This is a genomic window from Micromonospora sp. NPDC049275, from assembly GCF_043197115.1.
Classification (GTDB): Bacteria; Actinomycetota; Actinomycetes; order Mycobacteriales; family Micromonosporaceae; genus Micromonospora.
Map to the genome: position 1 here is coordinate 163,975 of NZ_JBICSN010000002.1, position 19,991 is coordinate 183,965.

Below are 19,991 nucleotides of genomic sequence, written 5' to 3' on the forward strand. Positions count from 1 at the left end.
AGTGAGCGCCCGGCCGACTGAACTGACTACGTCTGGTTACCGCAGGGCGGAGGTACGTGCGGGGACGTCGTCGGGAGCGGGGCTGAACGCGCGTATCGCGGCAGTTGAGGACGTCGCAGAAGTTCAGCTAAATTGTGATGGCCGTTGATCGGCATAGCCGTTGAGCTCGAGCGGGCACGGAAGCAGGCCTACTCCTCCACGACGGATAGGACGATCTTGCCTTGAATATGCCCGAGCTCGGCACGTTCATGAGCCTTCGCTGCGTCAGGCAATGAATATGTGCTGTCGACGCCAACGCAAATGCGGCCTCCTTCGATGAGGTGGGCGAGTTGGTTCATCTGGTGCCCGTCGGAGTGCACTTGGCCAGCAGGCAAGGTGATGCGCCGGTGCGCGGCCTCCTCCCGGTGGTACTCGCCGAAGAAGACTGGACTGATCGTGCCACCGGTCCGCACGAGGGGAACGAATCGGTGACCTTGTGGGCCGCCGACGGTATCGATCAGATGGTCGACGTCCCGCAGCACGTGTTGAACGTCGGTGGTGGTGTAGTCGATGAACTCATCAGCGCCGATCTTGTGCAGGAACGCTTCGTGCCGCCCCGAGGCGATGGCGATGACGCGCGCCTGCCGCAACTTGGCCAACTGCACCAGGAAGTGTCCGACTCCCCCAGCCGCGCCGTTGATCACCACGGTCGTGCCCGGCAAGGGCTTGATGTGGTCGAACAGGAACTGGTAGGCCGTCAAGGCGGACATCGGTACGGCGGCGGCCTGTATGTGACTGAGGTTGGCGGGCTTACGCGCCAGATGCGCGGATGGCGATGTCGTGTATTCGGCGTAGCCCTTACCGCCGTTGTTCAGTTGTGGGAATCGCACCAGGCCGAATACCGGATCGCCCACCCGCCACTGGGTGACGCCGGATCCGACCTTCGCGACCACGCCAGATACGTCGGAGCCCGGGGTGAAGGGCAGCCGAAGCTCAGGTCGGATCGTCGACGGCAGCGTGGCGAATCCCGTACGGGCGTACCAGTCCGGAGGGTTCAGGCCGGCCGCGTGCACGCGAATGAGGACCTCACCTGGTGCGGGTTCCGGCAGAGGTACTCGTTCGTACGTCAGCACCTCGGGTCCGCCGAAGGCGTGGACCTGTATCGCTCGCATCGTCGGTGCGGACATCGTGCCTCCTGGTGAGCATACGGATCAGCTGTCCGGTATATTCGGAGCACTGCTCCGTCTATCTAAGCGGGGCACTGCTCCGGATGTCAACGGTGGGAGGTGCCGCGTGCCTGATCCATCCGCCCCGGGTGCACGTGAGCCGCGGGGGCAACGCGCGGACGCCCAGAGGAACTACGATCACCTTCTGGCGGTGGCCAGAACCGTCATCGGCAAGGAAGGGATCCAAGCTTCCCTTCGTGAGATCGCACGTCGTGCCGAGGTGGGACTCGGCACGTTGTATAGACATTTCCCCACTCGTGAGGCGTTACTGGAGGCCCTTCTCCGGCAAGAATTCGACCGCTTGGCCGCCGAAGCCGGCCACCTACTGACGCAGCCTGCACCAGCAGAGGCGCTGCGAACTTGGATGGGCGATTTCGTTCAGAATTCCAGCGCATTCCGAGGCCTTCCTGCTTCCATGCTGGCTACACTTGCCGACGAGCGTTCGCCCCTACATGCGTCCTGTCAGGCGATGAGAGAAGCCGGCACGCAGCTGCTGGCTCGAGCCCAGGGTGCCGGTGACATCAGGTCCGACGTCGACGGGACCGACCTGTTTGCGCTTGTCAATGCCGTGGGATGGGTCGCTGAACAGGATCCAACTTTGGCAGATCGGCGAGAGAAGATGCTTGCGCTAGTGATCGACGCTCTCGCCTTCCGGCGGCCAGATTAGCGTCATAAGCTTGGACTTTTCGGCAACGCACTCTATTCGGCAGAAGCGGATACGCCATACCGCCGGTGCTGGCTCGCTGGTGACGGAACGTCACGATGGCCGGCCGCACGTTCCTGTGGAGCTCGCTGAATCCGCTGACCGGCTCGCGGGCGGCTGAAGGCTCGGGCGTGCCTCCGCCGTCTGCAGGACGCTGTGCACGTTCAGCGGCTCTGTCGCTGATCTTGTGACGGCGGCTGGTGGACTATCAACATCTGGGCCGTGCTCACGGGACTTCAGAAGACACTTTTGCCGCATCTGTCCAACGTGGTTATCGACTTTCGCGCACAAGGCTCACCTTCGGCCGCTGACTGCCCTCTCTCGGTCGCGGACTCGACTGGACCACACGAACACCTGTGACAGTGCACAGGTGTTCGTGTGGTCCGTTACTCGTTCGGAGTGTTACCTGACTTCTTCGCCTAGGTCGCTGAACAGGTAAGTGACGGCGTGGGTGCCGAGCTGCCGGAACCGAGGAAGCCGAACGTCGCGCTGGCACCTGGCGCCAGCGTCCCGTTGTAGGACACGTTGGTCACCGTGGCGGTGCTTCCGCTGGTGGTGAGGGAACCGCTCCAGATCTGGTTGATCGTCTGCCCGGACGGCAGCGTCCAGCTCACGGTCCAACCGCGGGTGGCCGCCGAGCCGGTGTTCGCGACCGCCACCTCGGCCTGGAATCCACCCTGCCAGCTGCCGACGACCTGGTAGCTGGCGCTGCACGCCGTACCTGGCACCGGCGGCGGGGAGGTCGGCGGCGGCGTGGTCGGCGGCGGGGAGGTCGGCGGCGGCGTGGACGACGGCAGCAGGGTGATCGTGTACGCGTCGTTGACGTTGCTGTTGGCGACGTTCACCGTGGCCGAGTTGCCGTTCACACTGACCACCTGGTCTTGCACGGTGACCGGGCCGGTGACCGCGCCGCCGTTGTTGTCCGGGATGCGCTGCACCACGACGCGGACCTGGTTGTTCACGACGAGTCCGCTGGTGCCGTTGAGTCCCTGCAGCGAGACGGCGATGTTCCCGGTGGTGCGTCCCCCGCCGATCAGGACCTTGGCGGTGCCGGTGTCCTTCGTGGCGTACGCGTCGTAGCCGGCCGACGGCGTGGTGGCCACCACGGTGCCGGTCTGTCCGGCGTAGAACCGATAGACCCACCACTCGCCCTTGGTCTGGTACTGACCGGCGGAGTTGTGGATCAGCAGGTTGCCCAGGTCGTTGTGCAGGTTGCCGCCGCTGGCCCAGTTGGCCCGCAGCCCGTCGGCGCCGGCCCGCTCCAGCCGGGTGATGTACCAGGCGCCGTCACCGGGATTCTGCTCGTTTGAGGCGCCGTACTCGTTGATCTGGTACGGCCGGGTGTGCGGGATGCCGCGGGAGCCGAGCGTGGTGTTCGCCGCCGCGACGTTGGCGACCGGGTCACCGGGCAGGGAGTGCCAGCTGAAGATGTCCGGCACCACGTTGTTGGCCTTGACGTAGTCGAGGTACTGGTTCCACCAGGCACCGGTGTTGGTGGTCGGTACGCCGGCATAGCTGGGACCGACGATCAGGGTGCCCGGCATCTCTGCGCGCAGGCGCTGGTAGGTGCGCCGCCACAGCTCGAAATACTGCGACTGTGGCCGGTTCCAGAAGATCGAGATGTTGGGCTCGTTCCAGATGTCCCACTGCACCGGCACACCCGTGGCCTTGACGTCGGCGATCACCCGGGTGAGGAAGTTGTTGTAGTCGGTCCAGTTGCCGTTGTCGCCGGGGTAACGCGGGATGTTGGCGCCGTCGGCACCCCACAGGTCGTGGGGGAGCAGGATGAACGTGCCGCCGAGGGCCTTGGTGCGCAGCATCTGCGCCCGGGTGGCGTTCCACCGCCGGTCGTACCCGCCGCCCTGCCAGCCGCCGCCGGACAGTTGCGCTCCGCCCGCGCGCATCGCCTGGAACTTGATGTCGGTGAAGTAGTTGCTCGGTGGGTTGGCGCCGTTCTCGGACATGCCGTAAATCCAGCCGGACGCCCGGTAGGTCGGCGCTGCGGTGCCGGTGGCGAAGTTCACGCTGATGCTCTGGTTGTCGGCGTGCGCCGGAACCGAGACGGACAAAACGCCGGCCGCTATCAGCACACCGGCCAGCAAATGGCTGGCGCGGAAGCGGGGTGGGGGTGCGGATCTCACGTTGCCTCCAGGGGACGGGGAACGGCTTCAGGGGACGGGGAAGCGGCTCGGGCGGGTGCGGGGACGGTGCTGTCACGCAGCGAGATCGGCGGGAAGCTGCGCGATGGATTCCTCGGGGTCCGTGGCGTCGTCGGCCTACGGCCGCTCGACACCCAGTCGAATCGGTTCGAACGCGACCATAGGCAGCGACCTTCGTCGATGTCAATCGATACGTGTGACTTTACGACCCTGATCGAACCGTTTCGTTGCCTCGCGCCACCCGCGGGCGAAGATGGGACGGACCGCCCGGCTGCCCGCACCAACCCCTGGCGCGCCCGCGTTGTCGAGGCGGCCGGCGCGGATCGGCGCGCCCACCCGGCGCGCCGTCGGCGGAGGAGAGCGGATCGTCGGGGTTGGCCGACTGGACGGCCACGACGATGCCGCCCAGCACGATGAGTCCCACCACAACGGCCGACACCACGAACACCGGCCGGGTCCACGGGGACGGCTCGTCGGCGAGGTGTGACGGCAGGCCGGCGTTGTTACCGGGGCGGTCGGCCAGGAACATCTCCCTTCCGATGACGACGGCTCCCGCTACGGCGGCCGGGGCGACGACCCACTCCGTCCAGCGCAGCACCGTCGCGATGATTTCGGCGGCCGGCGGCTGCCCGCCACGTTGTCGTTCGGGGGCTCGCTCGTCGTTCCGCCAGGCAAGCCCAAGTCCGATCTTGAAGAGTTGCGTGCCCACGCGGCTGCGTTCGGATCGACCGTGCGGTACGTACAGGGCGACGCCAGTGAGTGTCATCGCAACGTCGCGGCGCTCTGGATCGACGGAGTCATCGAGTCAATCGGCACGGGCTACGCGCTGTCTGACGACGAACTCTGGCGGCAGCACTCGTGGGGTGTGGATCCCGACGGCACGCTGTTGGAAACCACGGATGAGCGGCGCGCCTACGTGGGCATCGTGCTGCCAGCGAGGGCGCCGAGCATCCAGTTCGCCGGGAGCAACGCCCAGGAACACCTCAAGATGGTGTTACGGCAACGTGGTCCCCGCGCCGCAGAGCTGGTCAGCATGATCCGCGAACTGGCAAATTCGGGCAGTTCTCGCTCCTAGCTGACGTCGACTTCCCGCTGGCGCGCAAGCTGTGTACCCGGCTTCGGACACCCAACGGTCAACGTAGGTGGCGAACGTGCGATCGGACAGCACGCACGATCGGCGGCAGATGCGGATGCTGGGCGCGGGCGCGACATACTCGCTTCCATGGATAGAGCATGGAGGCTTCGTCCGGCGCTGCCTGCGGATGCGGAATGGCTTGCTGACCTCAAGGCGCGCGCCATGCGCCCAGACCTGGAACGCCTGGGACTGTGGGATAAGGAGTGGGCTCGCCGCCGGTTCCTGGATACCTACGTTCCTGCCAACACCGACATCATTGAGGTCGACGAGAAGCCGGTGGGTGTCATCGCCGTGCGGCCCGAGGTCGATGCGCAGTGGATAGAGCACTTTTATCTCGATCCTGCGATTCAGGGTCAGGGCATAGGCGGTCAGGTACTCAGGCACGTCATGGACGCCCACCGTGACGCGAGGCCTTTCCGGCTTGCCATCGACCGGGGCAGCACGGCGCGCTGGCTCTACGAGCGAGTCGGCTTCGTTCACCTCTACGACGACAGCAACGGCGTGGATCAGATTTTCGGCGCTCCGGGAACCGCTGCCGAGGCAGCCGACCATCGGATCCTCGGGCCCAGGGCTTCGCCCGGTCGAGCTGGCTGATCCCTCGGCGCCGTCGCCACTGCCGCAGGAGTTCCCCGACCGTGTACACGATCGTGGGAGTCTGCCCCGTTTGCGCATCCCCGCACCTGACGGTCCTGCGGCTTCTTATCCTCGAGAGGATGTGCCAACCGGAGCGACTGCCGTTCGGATGACGGCTCACAGGAGGCCGTGATGAGTGGGAAAGATCGACCCGAGGGCATCAGTCCGACAGCGGTGGAGGGCGCTCCCGGGTTGTGGCGTGTCGATCTCCAGAGACACGATCTCAGCATCGAGGGCCGTGAGGTCATCCAGAGTCGGGTGGAGTTCACGCCGGACTCGCCGCCGTTCAAGCACTTCCACCCCGGCGAAGAGATCATTTGCGTGCTTCAGGGATCGCTGGAGTACACCCTTGAGGGCCAGTCACCGGTGGTGTGCAACGCCGGCGATGCGCTGACCGTGCCGTACGGCGTCCACCACCAGGCCCGCAACGTGGGCACTGGCGTCGCGGTCGAACTTGCCACGTACGTCGTCGAGAAGGGTAAGCCGCTTCTCACCAAGGTGGAGTGACCGCCGGGATCGGGTCAGTGGCGCGAGCCGGCCGCATCGGCGTGATCGCGAGGACGGGCCGGGTCGAGGCGGTCGATCAGGTCGTCGAGCTGGCCGATGAGGGCGGCGTCGGCCGGTACGCCCAGGTCGGCGAGGCTGGCCCGGACCCGCTCGTCGAGGCGGGCGTGTTCGCGGCGGCCCCGGGCGGTCAGGTAGGCGCGGATCCGTCGGCGGTCCAAGGGGTCGATCCGCCGGAAGACGAGGTTACGGTCGACAAGGTGGTCGACCAGCTTGGTGAGGGTGCCCGGCGGCAGCGACGCCTCGGCCGACACCTCGCTCATCGGATGACCCTGACCGTCGGCGAGCAGGCAGAGCACCCGCCACGCCTCGGTGGTCAGCTCGTCGTCGGCCAGGACTGCGCCCAGCCGGCGGGAGAGCAGCCGTTCGGCGCGGGTGAGCGAGCGCAGCAGGTCGGCTGGCGCCCCGGGCACGTCTGACATGGATCTCCCTGGTCCGGTGGCCCTGCCATGTTACCGAGTCGTCCCGGTCCGTGGTGAGCTCTGGTCTTCCGACGTGGGCCGGGCAATCATGTGCTCATGTCCGCGCCGGCACCGCCGTGGCTCACCGTCGATCGGGCCGTGGTCAGCATCGCGCTTGTCTATCCGATGCGCGGGCCGGCGGGAATGTTCGGCCCGACCTGCGAGCTCTGCGCCCAGCTCGCGGTCGAGGAGATCAACAGGTGTGGTGGGGTGCTGGGCCGCGAGGTGCGGCTGGTGCCTGTCGACGGCGGCGCCCCGCCGGCCGAGGTGGCCGCGGAGGTCGAGGCGCTGGTGTCGGTGGGCGCCGTGCAGGGTGTGACCGGTTGGCACATCTCCTCGGTGCGGCAGGCGCTGGCGCCCCGTGTCGCACACCGGGTGCCGTACGTCTACACCGCCCTGTACGAGGGCGGTGAGCGTACCGAGGGGGTGTTCCTGACCAGCGAGACGCCGGACGCCCAGCTGTGGCCCGCGATGCGGCTGCTCGCCGGGGAGCAGGGCGTACGACGCTGGTTCGTGGTCGGCAACGACTACGTGTGGCCGCGGCGCACCGCGCGGGCCGCCCAGCGGTACGCGCTGCGCGGCGGTGGGCGGGTGGTGGGGCAGGCGTTCCTGCCGTTGGAGACGCACGACTTCGACGACGTGTTGCGCCACATCGAGCGCAGCGAGGCCGACGCGGTGGTGATGTTGCTCGTCGGTGCCGACGCGGTGCGGTTCAACCGGGCGTTCGCCCGCGTCGGGATGGATCAACGCTGCCTGCGGCTGAGCACCCTGATGGACGAGAACATGCTGCTGGCGAGCGGCGTCGGCGCGACGCGGCGGCTCTACAGCACGGCGGGGTTCTTCGCGGGTCTCGTGACGCAGGAGAATCTCGACTTCCACGGTGAGTTCGCCCGCCGGTTCGGGGTGGAGGCGCCGCCGTTGGGCAGCCTGGGGGAGTCCTGCTACGAGGGCGTGATGCTGCTCGCCGCCCTGATCGGGCAGGCCCGCACCCTCGACGTGCGGGCGATCGAGACGGCCGCCGACACGGTGGCGTACCACGGGCCGCGCGGTCGGTTGCGACTGCGACGGCGGCACGTGCGCCAGCGGATCTACCTCGCCGAGGCCGACGGTCTCGACTTCACGGTGCTCGCCCAGCTCTGACCGCCGTTCCCGGCCCTTGACAGCCCCACCCGGCTCGACCCTAAGATGCTTCCTGCGTGAAGTATCTGGCCGAGGGTCGGATGCCGCGAATGTGTGTCCACCGTCGGCGGAATCTGTTCGCCGGCCATTGTGGTGGCAATTTTATCGCAGGATTCTCCCTGGCCGGCACCGTCTTCGACTGACGGTGCCGGCCATTGTGGTGGGCGCATCTGCAAGGTCGTGGGAAACAGTCAATTAAGGGCCGGGAAACACTCACGCAATCAAGTCGGTCGACGCTTTGCGTGCCCGTACCCGATGCGATGGCCAGAGGCGGCGTCCACCCGTCGACCCCGGCATCGCCCACGTCAGCTCCACCGGACCGCACCGACCGTCCATTCGCCACTTGAGTGCACCGCAGGGAGAATAGATGTCACTTCTTTGGAGCCGCCGCATCCTGGCGGGCGCCCTGACCCTCGTCGCCGCGGCCGCGCTGACCGCCTGCGGCAGCAAGACCTCCGACGAGGGCGGCGCGGCCGGCGTCACCGCCGACGTCTCCGGCGACACCGTCAAGGTGGGCCTGCTCAACTCGCTCTCCGGCACCATGGCGATCAGTGAGGTCACCGTCCGCGACTCCATCATGCTCGCCGTCGAGGAGATCAACGCGGCCGGCGGGGTGCTCGGCAAGAAGATCCAGCCGGTCGGCGAGGACGGCGCCTCGGACTGGCCGACCTTCGCGGAGAAGGCCGAGAAGCTCATCTCCGAGGATCGGGTGGCCGCCGTCTTCGGCTGCTGGACGTCGGCGAGCCGCAAGGCGGTCAAGCCGGTGTTCGAGAAGAACAAGGCCCTGCTGTTCTACCCCGTGCAGTACGAGGGTCTGGAACAGTCGCCCTACATCTTCTACACCGGGGCGACGACCAACCAGCAGATCGTTCCCGGCCTCGACTACCTCAAGGCGCAGGGGGCGAAGTCGGTCTATCTGGTCGGCAGTGACTACGTCTTTCCCCGTACCGCCAACAAAATCATCAAGGCGTACGCGGCCGCCAACGGGATGACAGTGCTCGGCGAGGACTACGCGCCGCTCGGGTCCACCGAATTCGGCACGATCGTCAACAAGGTCAAGTCCTCCGGGGCGGACGCCGTGTTCAACACCCTCAACGGTGACAGCAACGTGGCGTTCTTCAAGGAGTACAAGTCGGCCGGCCTGACCGCCGCCGCGATGCCTGTGGTGTCGGTGTCGATCGCCGAGGAGGAGGTCAAGGGCATCGGCACCCAGTACCTGGAGGGCCAGCTGACCGCCTGGAACTACTACCAGACCACGCCCGGCGCGGCGAACACCAAGTTCGTGGCCGCGTACAAGGCGAAGTACGGCGCGGACAAGCCGACGAGCGACCCGATGGAGGCCGCCTACGTCAGCGTGTACCTGTGGAAGGCGATGGTCGAGAAGGCCGGCGCGTTCGACGTCGAGAAGGTCCGCACCGCCTCCGACGGGATCACCTTCGACGCGCCGGAGGGCCTGGTCACCGTCGACGGGAAGACCCAGCACATCGCCAAGACCGCCCGGGTCGGCAAGGTCGGCGCCGACGGTCTGATCACCGAGGTGTGGAACTCCGGCAAGCCTGTCGCTCCGGACCCGTACCTCAAGACCTACCCGTGGGCGAGCGGCCTGAGCTGACGACGCCGGCCCGGGCGGGGCGCGTTGCCGCGCGGCTCGCCCGGGCCACCCGACCAGCAGTACGGAGTACCCACCGTGACAGTCCTCTTCGGTCAACTCTTCACGGGCATCAGCATCGGCGCTGTGCTCCTGCTCATCGCGCTCGGGCTGGCGCTGACCTTCGGCCAGATGAACGTCATCAACATGGCGCACGGCGAGTTCATCATGGCCGGCGCGTACACCACGTACGTCCTGCAGCAGAGCATCACCGGCGCGGGCCTGTCGCTTGTGGTCGCGCTGCCGGTGGCGTTCGTGGTCGCCGGCACGATGGGTGTGCTGCTGGAGGTCCTGCTGATCCGTCGGCTCTACGCCCGCCCGCTGGACACCCTGCTGGTCACCTGGGGTGTGTCGCTGATGCTGCAACAGCTCGCCCGCGACGTCTTCGGCAGCCCGAACGTGCAGACCCGCGCGCCGGAACTGCTCACCGGCAACGTCGCGTTGCCCGGCGGGCTGACCGTCGCCAACAACCGGCTGTTCATCCTGGCGCTGGCCCTGGCGGCCGTCGCGGCGCTCACCCTGGCGCTACGGCTCACCCCGCTCGGTCGCCGGATCCGCGCGGTGGTGCAGAACCGCGACCTCGCCGCGGTGTCCGGCATTCCCACCGCCCGGGTCGACCGGACGACCTTCTTTCTCGGGTCCGGCCTGGCCGGGCTCGCCGGGGTGGCGCTGACCCTGCTCGGTCCGATCGGCCCGACCATGGGCACCAACCTGATCATCGACGCCTTCCTGGTGGTCGTGGTCGGCGGGATCGGCCAACTCAAGGGCAGCGTGATCGTCGCCTTCGCCCTCGGCGTGCTCCAGGCCACCGGGGAGTACCTGACGACCCTCAGCATCGCCAAGGTGATCGTGTTCGTGGCGATCGTCGCGTTCCTCCAGTGGCGGCCACAGGGCCTGTTCACCCTGCGGACGAGGAGCCTCGCATGACCGCCGTGACGCCCGCGCCTTTGAGCACCGCCACCGCACCGGCCACGGCCTCGGCCGGCGCCGCGCCCCCGGCCCGCTCCGGCGGCCGTTCGCGGCTACGGACGGTGGCCGGCTTCGCGTTCGGCGCGGCGCTGCTGTTCGCCGTGGCACCGCTGCTGCTGTCGGACTTCCGGCTGGCGCTGCTCGCCAAGTACCTCTGCGTCGCCATGGTCGCGGTAGGCATCGGGATCGCCTGGGGCCGGGGCGGCATGCTCACCCTCGGTCAGGGCGTCTTCTTCGGCCTGGGCGGCTACGCGATGGCCATGCACCTCAAGCTCGCCGACGCGGGTCCCGGTGGGATGCCCGACTTCATGCAGCTGTACGGGCAGCTCGACGAGTTGCCGCTGTGGTGGCGTCCGTTCGCCAGCCCCTGGTTCGCGTTGCCCGCCACGGTGCTGCTGCCGATGGTTGTCGCCTTCGGGCTCGGTTCGCTCGTGTTCCGCCGCCGGGTCCGGGGCGCCTACTTCGCCATTCTCAGTCAGGCCCTCGCCGCCGCCATGGTGATCCTGCTGATCGGCCAGCAGGGCACCACGGGCGGCACCAACGGGCTCACCGACATCAAGGGCTTCTTCGGGTACGACCTGGACGACCCGGTCAACCAGCGGATGGTGTACTTCATCATCGCCGGCGTCCTGCTGGCGTTGCTCGCGCTGACCCGTCAGCTCATCCAGAGCCGCTACGGCGAGCTGCTGGTGGCGGTCCGCGACGGCGAGGAGCGGGTCCGCTTCCTCGGCTACGACCCGGCGTCGGTCAAGCTGGTGGCGTACGTCGTCGCGGCCGGCATGGCGGGGCTGGCCGGTGCGCTGTTCGTGCCGGCGGTGGGCATCATCTCGCCCGCGCTGATCGGGATCGTCCCGTCGATCGAGTTCGTCATCGGGGTAGCGGTGGGCGGCCGTGCCACGCTGCTCGGGCCGGTGCTCGGCGCGGTGGCGGTGGCCTGGGCACGTACCGCCCTGTCGGAGCGTTTCCCGGGCACCTGGACGTACCTGCAGGGTCTGCTATTCGTGGTGGTGGTGGCGTTCCTTCCCGGCGGCCTGGCGTCGCTGTGGGCGCTGGCCCGCCGGCGCGACGTCGGCGCGCGGCCGGCGCGGCGCGGGTGGTCACCGCTGGGCCGACGACGCGCCGAGCGGACGGAGGTGGAGGCCCTATGAGCGGCGAGCGGTTGGACGGCCTGTCCGTCCGTGACGTGCGGGTCAGCTTCGACGGCTTCACCGCCGTCGACGGCGTCTCGCTGGAGGTGCCCGCCGGCGACATCCGGTTCCTGATCGGCCCGAACGGCGCCGGGAAGACCACACTCGTCGACGCGATCACCGGCCTGGTGCGGGCCACCGGCTCGGTCCGGTTCGGTGACCAGGAGCTGCTCGGTCGGCCGGTGCACCGGATCAGCCGGCTCGGCATCGGGCGGACCTTCCAGACGTCGACGATCTTCGAGGAGCTGTCGGTCGTGCAGAACCTCGACATCGCGGCCGGCGCCCGGCGCAGTTGGGTGACCCTGGCCCGCCGGCGGCGTGGGATCCCCGACGAGGTGGCGGCCGCGTTGGAGACCATCGGTCTGACCGGGCGGGCCGACCAGCTCGCCGGGACGCTCGCGCACGGCCAGAAGCAGTGGCTGGAGATCGGCATGCTTCTGGTGCAGGACGCGCGGCTGCTGCTGCTCGACGAGCCGGTCGCCGGGATGAGCCACGAGGAGCGTGACGCGACCGGGGCGCTGCTGGAGACGGTGAGCCGGGACCGCACGGTGGTGGTGATCGAGCACGACATGGACTTCCTGCGTCGGTTCGCGCGCAGCGTCACAGTGCTGCACGCGGGGAAGGTGCTCAGTGAGGGCACGGTGGCGCAGGTCCAGGCGGACCCGCGTGTGCAGGAGGTCTACCTTGGCCACCCGGTCGCCGCCGGGTCGGCCCCCAGCGGTCTGGAGGCATGATGCTGACCCTGCGCGGGGTGCACGCCGGATACGGGCGTTCAAGGGTGCTGCACGGGGTGGACCTCGCCGTCCCGCCCGACGGGGTGGCCGCGGTGCTCGGGCACAACGGCGCCGGCAAGAGCACCCTGCTGCGGGTCGCGGCGGGCCTGCTGCGTCCCAGCGCCGGCACCGTCGAGCTGGACGGCGAGGACGTCACCCGTCTCGCGCCGCACGAGCGGGTGCAGCGCGGAATGGCGTACGTCCCGCAGGGCCAGCAGTGCTTCCCGCACCTGACCGCCGCGGAGAACCTGCGGCTGGTCGCCGACGGCCGGCGCGACGGCCCGGTGGCCACGGCGGAGGTGCTGGACCTGTTTCCGGCGCTGCGCCCGCTGCTGCGCCGGCGGGCCGGGCTGCTCTCCGGCGGCCAGCGCCAGCAGTTGGCCATCGCCCGTGCGCTGATCACCCGGCCGCGGCTGCTGATGCTCGACGAGCCGACCGAGGGCATCCAGCCGTCGGTGGTCGCGGAGATCCAGGAGCGGATCGTCGAGCTGACCCGGCAGTCCGGGTTCAGTGTGCTGCTGGTCGAGCAGCATCTGGGTTTCGCGCTGCGGGTGGCGGACCGCTACCACGTGCTGGAGTCCGGCCGGGTCACCTCGGACGGCGACGGCGGTGTCACCGCGGAGCGGGACGTCCGGGCGGCCCTGGCGGTCTGACCGCGCCCGGCGGCGTCCTCCGGTTCGTAGAATCCGTGCCATGGCGCAGATCGTCGAGTTGCTGGCCTCGCCCGTGCACCGGTTCCGGGGCCGGCCCTCCGACGGTCCGACGCCGGCCCCGCCCGGCGAGCTGGTCGACGCCGTCCAGATCCGGGCCGGCCTCGGCATCGTCGGCGACCGCTACTTCGGCAAACCGGCGCACCGCGACGCCAGCGTGACAGTGATCGCCCAGGAGTCTTTGCCGGCCGGCATCGGCCTGGCGCAGGTCCGCCGCAACATCCTCACCACAGGCATCGCCGTGGACGAGCTGATCGGCAAGGTCCTGATCCTGGACTCCGGCGACGGCCCGGTCAGCCTACGGGTCAACCGCGCGGCCCGGCCGTGCGCCTGGATGGACGTCACGGTCGGGCCGGGCGCCTGGAAGGCGCTGCGCACCACGGGCGGCATCCGCTGTACGCCCCTCGACGACGGCGTGCTGCGCATCGGCCCGCTCGACGCCACCGTGAGCTGAGCGGGACAGCCCAGTCGTGTGGGTCAGACCGGGCTGATGTGGGCGGCGAGGATCCGCCAGCCGTGCGGGTCGTCGTGGACCCACGTCCGCGTGTAGCGCAGTCGGGCCGCGAACGGCTGACCGTTGAACACCCCGGCGACCCGGCCCAGGAAGAACGTCACACCCGTCCGGCCGACGACGAGCAGGTCCAGCTCCTCCTCGACCAGCTCCTCGATGATCGAGGTGCGGTCCCGGTGCGCGGCCAGGTCCTCGGCCTTGCCGTGCTGGCGGCCGTCGGGGCCGATCGCGATGAGCTGGTCGACGAGCAACTGGTCGAGGGCCGCGACGTCACCGGCCCGCTGCGCGGCCTGCAGGGTGCGTTCGGCGTCGAGCAGCTCCGCCTCGCGTGCGCTGTCCGGCATGGGCCGTCCTCCTGGTCTGCTCCGCCCGGCGCCACCGTCCGGACTGACCGCATTGTGGCAGCCGGCGCCGCCCCGACGTGGGCGCATCGGCGCGGTGGCGCGTTCCGTGCACCCTGGCCGTGCGCGTGCTGCCCGGAGCCGCCCGACTCACAGGGCCAGTCGGATCCGGACCACCGTGCCCTCACCGGCTGCCAACACGGCCACCTCGTCACAGATCTGCTCGACGATGGCCAGCCCGCGGCCCCGTACCGCGTCGGCGGCCGGCATGCCCCGGCCGAACGCCCGCGTCGGGCCCTGGTCGACGACGTCGCAGAACAACTGGTCACCCTCGGCCCAGAGCCGGACCCGTCCACCCTCGGCGGTGTGTTGCAACGTGTTGGTGGCCAGTTCGCTGACCGCAAGCGCCAGCAGCTCCACCCGCTCGGCCGGCAGGCCCCGGGCGGTGGCGCCGGCACAGACGAACGCCCGCAGTTCCCGCAGGTCGGTCGCCACCTCGTACGCCATGGTGTCCGTCGGCAGGGCGGGCGCGAGCTGTTCGGCGACGGCGCGGGTCTCCCGCTGGTTGGCCGCCATCAGCCCGCCAGCCGCGGGTCGTCGGCGGGCGGGCGCAGCAGGTTGCCGATGCCGGTGATGTCGAGGACTGTCGCGACCGGGCCGGCGGCGTTCACCGCGTACAGGTGGCGGCCGTTGGCGCGGGCCTCCTGGTGGGCGGTCACCAGGCCGTGCAGGCCCGTGGAGTCGAGGAAGCGCAACCCGCCGACGTCGACCACCACCACCGGCGCGGCGCGCACCGCCGCGGACAGTACGACCGTCAGCTCGGGCTGGGCCGCCAGGTCGCACTCACCGGTCAGCGTGACCACGATCCGCCCGGGTGTCGTGGACGTGCGGGCCTCGAAGTGCGCCATCGGACAGCAGCACCCTTCCTCGTAGCGTCAGCTGTTGTCGGCACATCATGTCATCCGTCGGCGGACCGGCCACGTCGTCCGTTCGGCGGTTGATCACGAAGAGCCGTTCCGCCGAGCGGCCGAGGCCGGACGCGTGCGGTATCGGCGGGCGCGACGGGTCAGGGCGCTGCGTCGAACGCGACCGACTCGCTCAGCTCGCGCCACCGCGCGTCGGACGCGGCGAGCGCCTCGGCGACCGTCGAGGCGGCCGCCACGGCGTCGGCGCCGAGGAGCAACCGTGCGGGCGGATCGTCGACGCGGGTGATCCGGATGATCGCCTGGGCGGCCCGGCCGGGATCGCCGGGCTGGTTCCCGCTGGTGCGGCGCATCCGCTCCACCACCGGCTCGATGACCGGCCGGTACGGCTCGCTGACCGGCAACATGCTCATCGAGGCGCCCGCCCAGTCGGTGCGCAGCGCGCCCGGCTCGACAGTCGTGATCCGGATCCCGAACGACCCGACCTCCGTGGCGAGCACCGCCGAGAAGCCGGCGACCGCCCACTTGGCGGACTGGTACGCGCCCAGCCCGGTGCTGGCGACCCGGTCGCCGACGCTGGAGATCTGCACGATGTGCCCACGCCCCTGCTCCCGCAGGACAGGCAGGGCGGCGCGGGTCAGGTTGACCACCCCGAAGAAGTTCGCCTCGATCTGTGCCCGGAAGGCGTCCTCGGACATGTCCTCGATCGCGGCCACGTCGGCGTACCCGGCGTTGTTGACCAGGACGTCCAGGCCTCCGTACGCGTCCACCGCGCCGCGTACGGCGCTCCGGGCGGCGGCCGGGTCGGTGACGTCGAGCGCGACCGTCCGGACCTGGTCGCCGTACCTGTCGGTGAGGTCGTCGAGCTGTGCCGGGTTGCGGGCGGTGGCGACGAGCCGGTCGCCGTCGGCCAGCACGGCCTCGGCGAGCGCCCGGCCGAGCCCTCGGGAGCAACCGGTGACGAGCCAGACTCGGGGCACGACGTCTCCTCCTGACGGGCGGTCCGCGTAGTGGTTACGGGCGGATGTCCAGCGCGCCGATCAGGTCGTCGCGCAGGGTGAACCGGTGCCGCAGCTCGATCGGGCTGCCCGCGAACTCGCCCGACACCCGCGTGCGGACCAGGTACGAGTCGCCCGCCTGGGGCGTCACCCCCACCGGTTCGGCGGTGTACGAGGTGGCCGCCGTCGTCCGCTGCGCCCAGGAGCGGATCGAGGGCCTGCCGTCGTACAGCCGGTCCTCGTCGGCCACGCTCGCGGTGTCCGCGAAGCAGGCGACGAGGGCGTCGACGTCACCGTCGCCGACGGCCCGGAAGTACCGGTCGATCACGTCGGGTAGGTCGACCGCCATCTGCTCCTCCTGCGGCACGGGCCGCCGTCGGGCGGCCGGCGTGTACCGGTCCGACCTCACCGTACGAGACGGCGTCGGCCGGGCGCGGAGCAACCACAGAACCGACGCGGGTCAGGGCTTGCGGCCGACGGCGCAATAGCCGTCCAGGGGCGCCGGCGTGCCGTCGTGCTCGGGTCGCCAGTGGGTGAACGGAACCAGGCCGGGCTCGACCAGCTCCAGGCCGTCGAAGAACCGGGCTATCCGCTGCGGACTGCGCAGGTGGTACGGCAGCGCGCCGCTCTCGTTGTACTGGCGGTGCGACTCGACGACGGCCTCGCTGGTGTCGGTGCCGTCGGAGAGCGCCAGGTAGCTGCCCGACGGGACCGCGTCGAGCAGCGTGCGGATGATGGCGACCGCCTCGTCGTCGTCGCCGACGTGGCCCATCACCCCGAACAGCAGGACGGCGACGGGTTCGCTGAGGTCGAGGTGCTCGGTGGCCTGCCGGAGCACCGCCTCCGGCTCGCGCAGGTCGGCGTGGATGTAGCGGGTCAGCCCGTCCGGGCTGCCGATCAGCAGCGCCCGCGCGTGGGCCAGCACCATCGGGTCGTTGTCGACGTAGACGACCCGGCTCCGCGGGTTGACCCGCTGGGCCACCTGGTGGGTGTTGTCGGCGGTCGGCAAACCGGTGCCCACGTCGAGGAACTGGCGGATCCCGGCCGGACCGGCGAGGAAGCGCACCGCGCGGGACAGGAACGCCCGTGACTCGCGGGCGGTCTCGATCATCGCGGGGAACAGCTCGCGTACCTGCTCGCCGGCCAGCCGGTCGATCTCGAAGTTGTCCTTGCCGCCCAACCAGTAGTTCCAGATCCGGGCCGAGTGCGGCACGTTGGTGTCGATCTTGGGCTGGTCGGCGGCCGACAGGGGGGCGGTTTCCGCCATGGGGCGTCCTTCCGCTCGGGGGTGGGGAAGACACGAAGGACAACCATGTTCGCACAGCCCTTCGATGCGTAAAGCGGACACCTGTGCCCTGCGACGCACCAGGGTTTGCCGCCGGTGGGCGGGGGTAGCCACGCGTCTCGGCAACGGAAGGGCGGGACCATGGCCGATCTCGGATTCGTCGACAAGGTCGCGGCACGGGCGGGCGTCTCACCGACGCAGGCACGCCCGCTGACCGAGGCCGTGCTGCGGACGCTCACCGAACGTCTCAGCGGCGGCGAGGCCGCGGCGCTCGCCCCCCATCTGGCCGACGAGCTGAGCCCCCTGCTGGTCAAGGCCGCCGAACCGCCGGAAACCTTCGGGTACGACGAGTTCCTGCGCCGCGTGGCCGAGCGCGCCGGGACGGACCGGCCCGGGGCCGAACGGGGCGTACGGGCGGTTCTTCAGACCATGCACCGGGTGGTCGGTCACCGGGAGTTCACCGATGCCCTGGCCCAGCTCCCGGCGGACCTGCGCGCACTGGCCCAACCCCTGCCGCACGGTCCCTGACCGAGAGCCACTTCACCCCGGCTTTCGGACGCCTGGCATCGATGACCGTTCGGTCCCTGGCGTCTCGACGCGTCGGCGTATCTACTGTGCGTGACTGATCGAACGCGCAGTGGTGGCGACCGGCCGCTCCCGTCCGCCGGAGCTCCGCCGCTCCGAGCCGAGGAGCGCCCCCTTGACGTCCCTGCTGTCCCCGCGCACCCTGCTGACCGCCGCGACGACCGCCATCGTCGCGTCGACAGTTCTCACCCCGACCTCCGCCCTCGCATCCCCGCCCTCCTACCGCGTCGTCGATCTCGGCACCCTGAGCGGCGGCGCCGGCGCCGCGACAGCGATGAACGACCGTGGCGACATCGTCGGGTGGAGCACCGTCGCCAGCGGCGCCCGGCACGCCGTACGCTGGCGCAACGGTGTCCTCACCGACCTCGGCGTGCTGCCCGGCGACACCGACTCCGCCGCCGTGGACGTCAACGAGTTCGGGGACGTCGCCATCACCTCGTACGGCGCTGACTACCTGACCCGGGCGGTGCTCTGGCGCGACGGCCGGCTCATCGACCTGGGCACCCTGGGCGGCGAGAACAGCGAGGCGATAGGCGTCAACGACCGGCGGCAGGTCCTCGGCACCAGCGAACCCGCCGGCGAAATGCCGCACCGCTTCCTCTGGCGCGACGGCGTCTTCACCGACCTGGGACTGCAGTACTTCTACGAGTTCACCGCCGACGTCAACAACCGCGGCGACGTGGTGGGCGGGTTCAACGTGCCACCGCGGGACTACCCCTGCACCTGCGTGGGCGGCCTGTTGCGCGACGGGGTGTTCACCCAGATCGGCAGCGCGGCCCTCGGAATCAACAACCGCGGTCAGGTGGTGGGCGAGGCCAACGGTCACGCGTTCCGGTGGCAGAACGGGAGGCTCACCGATCTGGGCACCCTCGGCGGCAGCCGGAGCTGGGCCACGGCGATCAACGACCGGGGCGTGGTGGTGGGCTTCAGCAGCGTTCCGAACGAGGGGCGGCACGCGTTCCTGTGGCGTGACGGGGTGCTGACCGACCTCACCGGCCGGGGCGTACGGGTGGACGACTCGATCGAGGACATCAACAGCCGGGGCTGGCTGGTGGGCGGCCGGGAGGGACGGCCACTCCTGTTCCGCTGACCGGCGCGGAACGCGGTCCTGACTGGGAGTGCCGACGGCGGTCAGCGGCGGCCGCGTCGCGCCGGCCGACCGTTCGTTCCGCCGCGCGCACGAGAGGCCCCGCCCCGTGGACGCGGGACCGCGCCGCGCGCAGGGGTGGCGCCGCGGGATGGGCGTGCCGCCGGCCGGCGGCGGGCCGCCACCACGACGATCGTGCCGACAATCAGCACGACGGCGGCGGGCACCAGCCAGGGCGGAAGCCCTCCGGACGGCGGGGACGCCGGCGGCGCGGCCGCGGGGGTGACGGCCGGGTCGAGTGTCGCCAACGGCACGGCCGAGGCCGAGGGGGTGCCCTCGGCCTGGGCGAGCAGGGCCGGATCGGGACCGTTCGTCGGTGCCGTCCAGCCGGCCGGGGCCGCCGTGCTCGGGCCCTGGTAGTCGAAGGTGACGGTGCCCCGCACCGCTTCGCCGTCCGAGGCGACAGTGAGGTAGGTGGCGGTGTAGCGGCCCTTCGCCGGCCAGTGCGCGACGGTCACCATGGCGGGGAAGCCTGTGTGGTAGAGCCGCGGCTCGAAGGTGCCGTTGACCAGGAAGTACTCCTGCACCGGCTTGTCCAGCCGCTTCGGCTCGCCGTGTGACCAGCCGCTGTCCACCCGTGACCCGTTCGGGCCGGTGACTGTGAAGTGCGCGTTGGTGGCCGGCTTCTCGGTGAAGTACAGGCCGATCTGGGTCAGGGGCTTGCGGACCACGGTGCCGGTCAGCGGCGTGGAGGTCGCCAACTGTCCGTGCGCCGACGCCGGGGCGGCGGGCAACGCCAGCGACACCACCAGCAGCGCCGCCAGCACGGCGACGGTACGGCACACAACGTGACAGAAAGTGACCAGCCTCGATCGCATTCGTTCATCATGGTCATTTCCCCACCGCCGAACAAGACGTAGAGTTCACCCTCCGAC

General features: G+C 69.9%; 24 protein-coding genes. 13 read left to right on the top strand and 11 right to left on the bottom strand.

All coding sequences use genetic code 11. The features are described from left to right. Positions 1 to 188: 188 nt before the first annotated feature. Entirely contained in the window at positions 189 to 1,166 is a 978-nt protein-coding gene (locus ACGFIE_RS06155; RefSeq protein WP_393291596.1) for an NADP-dependent oxidoreductase, read from the bottom strand. Between the two features lie 190 nt (positions 1,167 to 1,356). On the opposite strand from ACGFIE_RS06155, the gene ACGFIE_RS06160 reads away from it, so the two are divergent. After that, positions 1,357 to 1,872, top strand: coding sequence for a TetR/AcrR family transcriptional regulator (locus ACGFIE_RS06160; protein WP_393291599.1), 516 nt, complete (start codon positions 1,357 to 1,359; stop codon positions 1,870 to 1,872). A gap of 455 nt (positions 1,873 to 2,327) precedes the next feature. Here the strand turns inward: ACGFIE_RS06160 and ACGFIE_RS06165 are convergent, their stop codons facing one another. Together ACGFIE_RS06165 and ACGFIE_RS06170 are read right to left on the bottom strand one after the other, a co-directional pair. Continuing rightward, positions 2,328 to 4,049: a cellulose binding domain-containing protein gene (locus ACGFIE_RS06165; RefSeq protein ID WP_393291601.1), complete on the bottom strand. Its 1,722-nt coding sequence runs from the start codon at positions 4,047 to 4,049 to the stop codon at positions 2,328 to 2,330. A 220-nt stretch (positions 4,050 to 4,269) separates the two neighbouring features. Beyond that, positions 4,270 to 4,665 (bottom strand): hypothetical protein, encoded by a 396-nt coding sequence (locus ACGFIE_RS06170; protein WP_393291603.1) that lies wholly within the window; start codon positions 4,663 to 4,665, stop codon positions 4,270 to 4,272. Positions 4,666 to 4,797: 132 nt separating this feature from the next. Between ACGFIE_RS06170 and ACGFIE_RS06175 the strand changes: the two genes are divergently transcribed. The 3 genes from ACGFIE_RS06175 (at position 4,798) to ACGFIE_RS06185 (ending at position 6,342) form a co-directional block, all read left to right on the top strand. Beyond that, positions 4,798 to 5,142, top strand: coding sequence for a hypothetical protein (locus ACGFIE_RS06175; RefSeq protein WP_393291605.1), 345 nt, complete (start codon positions 4,798 to 4,800; stop codon positions 5,140 to 5,142). A 147-nt stretch (positions 5,143 to 5,289) separates the two neighbouring features. Next, positions 5,290 to 5,796, top strand: a complete 507-nt coding sequence (locus tag ACGFIE_RS06180) for a GNAT family N-acetyltransferase (RefSeq protein WP_393291608.1) — start codon at positions 5,290 to 5,292, stop codon at positions 5,794 to 5,796. A gap of 171 nt (positions 5,797 to 5,967) precedes the next feature. After that, positions 5,968 to 6,342, top strand: coding sequence for a cupin domain-containing protein (locus ACGFIE_RS06185; protein ID WP_393291610.1), 375 nt, complete (start codon positions 5,968 to 5,970; stop codon positions 6,340 to 6,342). 14 nt (positions 6,343 to 6,356) lie between these two features. Here ACGFIE_RS06185 and ACGFIE_RS06190 read toward each other — a convergent pair whose 3' ends face one another. Beyond that, a complete protein-coding gene (locus tag ACGFIE_RS06190) occupies positions 6,357 to 6,821 on the bottom strand; it encodes a MarR family winged helix-turn-helix transcriptional regulator (protein WP_393291613.1) in 465 nt (154 codons plus the stop codon). Positions 6,822 to 6,917: 96 nt separating this feature from the next. On the opposite strand from ACGFIE_RS06190, the gene ACGFIE_RS06195 reads away from it, so the two are divergent. From ACGFIE_RS06195 to ACGFIE_RS06225, 7 genes are all read left to right on the top strand, one after another. Then, positions 6,918 to 8,000 (top strand): substrate-binding domain-containing protein, encoded by a 1,083-nt coding sequence (locus tag ACGFIE_RS06195; RefSeq protein WP_393291615.1) that lies wholly within the window; start codon positions 6,918 to 6,920, stop codon positions 7,998 to 8,000. Between the two features lie 406 nt (positions 8,001 to 8,406). Next, positions 8,407 to 9,651 (top strand): urea ABC transporter substrate-binding protein, encoded by a 1,245-nt coding sequence (gene urtA, locus ACGFIE_RS06200; protein ID WP_393291618.1) that lies wholly within the window; start codon positions 8,407 to 8,409, stop codon positions 9,649 to 9,651. Positions 9,652 to 9,726: 75 nt separating this feature from the next. Continuing rightward, positions 9,727 to 10,614 (top strand): urea ABC transporter permease subunit UrtB, encoded by an 888-nt coding sequence (gene urtB / locus ACGFIE_RS06205; protein WP_393291621.1) that lies wholly within the window; start codon positions 9,727 to 9,729, stop codon positions 10,612 to 10,614. Further along, positions 10,611 to 11,804 (top strand): urea ABC transporter permease subunit UrtC, encoded by a 1,194-nt coding sequence (gene urtC, locus ACGFIE_RS06210; protein ID WP_393291623.1) that lies wholly within the window; start codon positions 10,611 to 10,613, stop codon positions 11,802 to 11,804. The genes urtB and urtC overlap by 4 nt, the downstream gene beginning before the upstream one ends. Further along, positions 11,801 to 12,577 (top strand): urea ABC transporter ATP-binding protein UrtD, encoded by a 777-nt coding sequence (gene urtD, locus ACGFIE_RS06215; protein ID WP_393291625.1) that lies wholly within the window; start codon positions 11,801 to 11,803, stop codon positions 12,575 to 12,577. The genes urtC and urtD overlap by 4 nt, the downstream gene beginning before the upstream one ends. Beyond that, positions 12,577 to 13,269, top strand: a complete 693-nt coding sequence (gene urtE / locus ACGFIE_RS06220; RefSeq protein WP_358099788.1) for an urea ABC transporter ATP-binding subunit UrtE — start codon at positions 12,577 to 12,579, stop codon at positions 13,267 to 13,269. The genes urtD and urtE overlap by 1 nt, the downstream gene beginning before the upstream one ends. A 40-nt stretch (positions 13,270 to 13,309) precedes the next feature. Continuing rightward, entirely contained in the window at positions 13,310 to 13,780 is a 471-nt protein-coding gene (locus tag ACGFIE_RS06225; RefSeq protein WP_393291627.1) for a molybdenum cofactor biosysynthesis protein, read from the top strand. Positions 13,781 to 13,803: 23 nt separating this feature from the next. Here ACGFIE_RS06225 and ACGFIE_RS06230 read toward each other — a convergent pair whose 3' ends face one another. From ACGFIE_RS06230 to ACGFIE_RS06255, 6 genes are all read right to left on the bottom strand, one after another. Continuing rightward, positions 13,804 to 14,181, bottom strand: a complete 378-nt coding sequence (locus ACGFIE_RS06230) for a nuclear transport factor 2 family protein (protein ID WP_393291630.1) — start codon at positions 14,179 to 14,181, stop codon at positions 13,804 to 13,806. Positions 14,182 to 14,328: 147 nt separating this feature from the next. Next, on the bottom strand, positions 14,329 to 14,754 hold the full coding sequence (locus tag ACGFIE_RS06235; protein ID WP_363681913.1) for an ATP-binding protein: 426 nt from the start codon (positions 14,752 to 14,754) through the stop codon (positions 14,329 to 14,331). After that, a complete protein-coding gene (locus ACGFIE_RS06240) occupies positions 14,754 to 15,086 on the bottom strand; it encodes an STAS domain-containing protein (RefSeq protein ID WP_363681911.1) in 333 nt (110 codons plus the stop codon). Before ACGFIE_RS06240 ends, ACGFIE_RS06235 begins: the two co-directional genes overlap by 1 nt. A 158-nt stretch (positions 15,087 to 15,244) precedes the next feature. Further along, positions 15,245 to 16,081 carry an SDR family NAD(P)-dependent oxidoreductase gene (locus ACGFIE_RS06245; RefSeq protein WP_393291634.1) on the bottom strand — a complete coding sequence of 279 codons (837 nt, stop codon included), beginning with the start codon at positions 16,079 to 16,081 and terminating at the stop codon, positions 15,245 to 15,247. A 34-nt stretch (positions 16,082 to 16,115) separates the two neighbouring features. Further along, positions 16,116 to 16,448, bottom strand: coding sequence for a nuclear transport factor 2 family protein (locus ACGFIE_RS06250; protein ID WP_393291636.1), 333 nt, complete (start codon positions 16,446 to 16,448; stop codon positions 16,116 to 16,118). A gap of 111 nt (positions 16,449 to 16,559) precedes the next feature. Next, a complete protein-coding gene (locus tag ACGFIE_RS06255) occupies positions 16,560 to 17,366 on the bottom strand; it encodes an SAM-dependent methyltransferase (protein ID WP_393291637.1) in 807 nt (268 codons plus the stop codon). 159 nt (positions 17,367 to 17,525) lie between these two features. On the opposite strand from ACGFIE_RS06255, the gene ACGFIE_RS06260 reads away from it, so the two are divergent. Together ACGFIE_RS06260 and ACGFIE_RS06265 are read left to right on the top strand one after the other, a co-directional pair. Beyond that, positions 17,526 to 17,912 carry a DUF2267 domain-containing protein gene (locus ACGFIE_RS06260; RefSeq protein ID WP_363681905.1) on the top strand — a complete coding sequence of 129 codons (387 nt, stop codon included), beginning with the start codon at positions 17,526 to 17,528 and terminating at the stop codon, positions 17,910 to 17,912. A gap of 172 nt (positions 17,913 to 18,084) precedes the next feature. Beyond that, positions 18,085 to 19,059, top strand: coding sequence for a hypothetical protein (locus ACGFIE_RS06265; RefSeq protein ID WP_393291640.1), 975 nt, complete (start codon positions 18,085 to 18,087; stop codon positions 19,057 to 19,059). 41 nt (positions 19,060 to 19,100) lie between these two features. Here ACGFIE_RS06265 and ACGFIE_RS06270 read toward each other — a convergent pair whose 3' ends face one another. Continuing rightward, positions 19,101 to 19,901: a copper resistance protein CopC gene (locus ACGFIE_RS06270; RefSeq protein WP_393291642.1), complete on the bottom strand. Its 801-nt coding sequence runs from the start codon at positions 19,899 to 19,901 to the stop codon at positions 19,101 to 19,103. Positions 19,902 to 19,991: the final 90 nt, after the last annotated feature.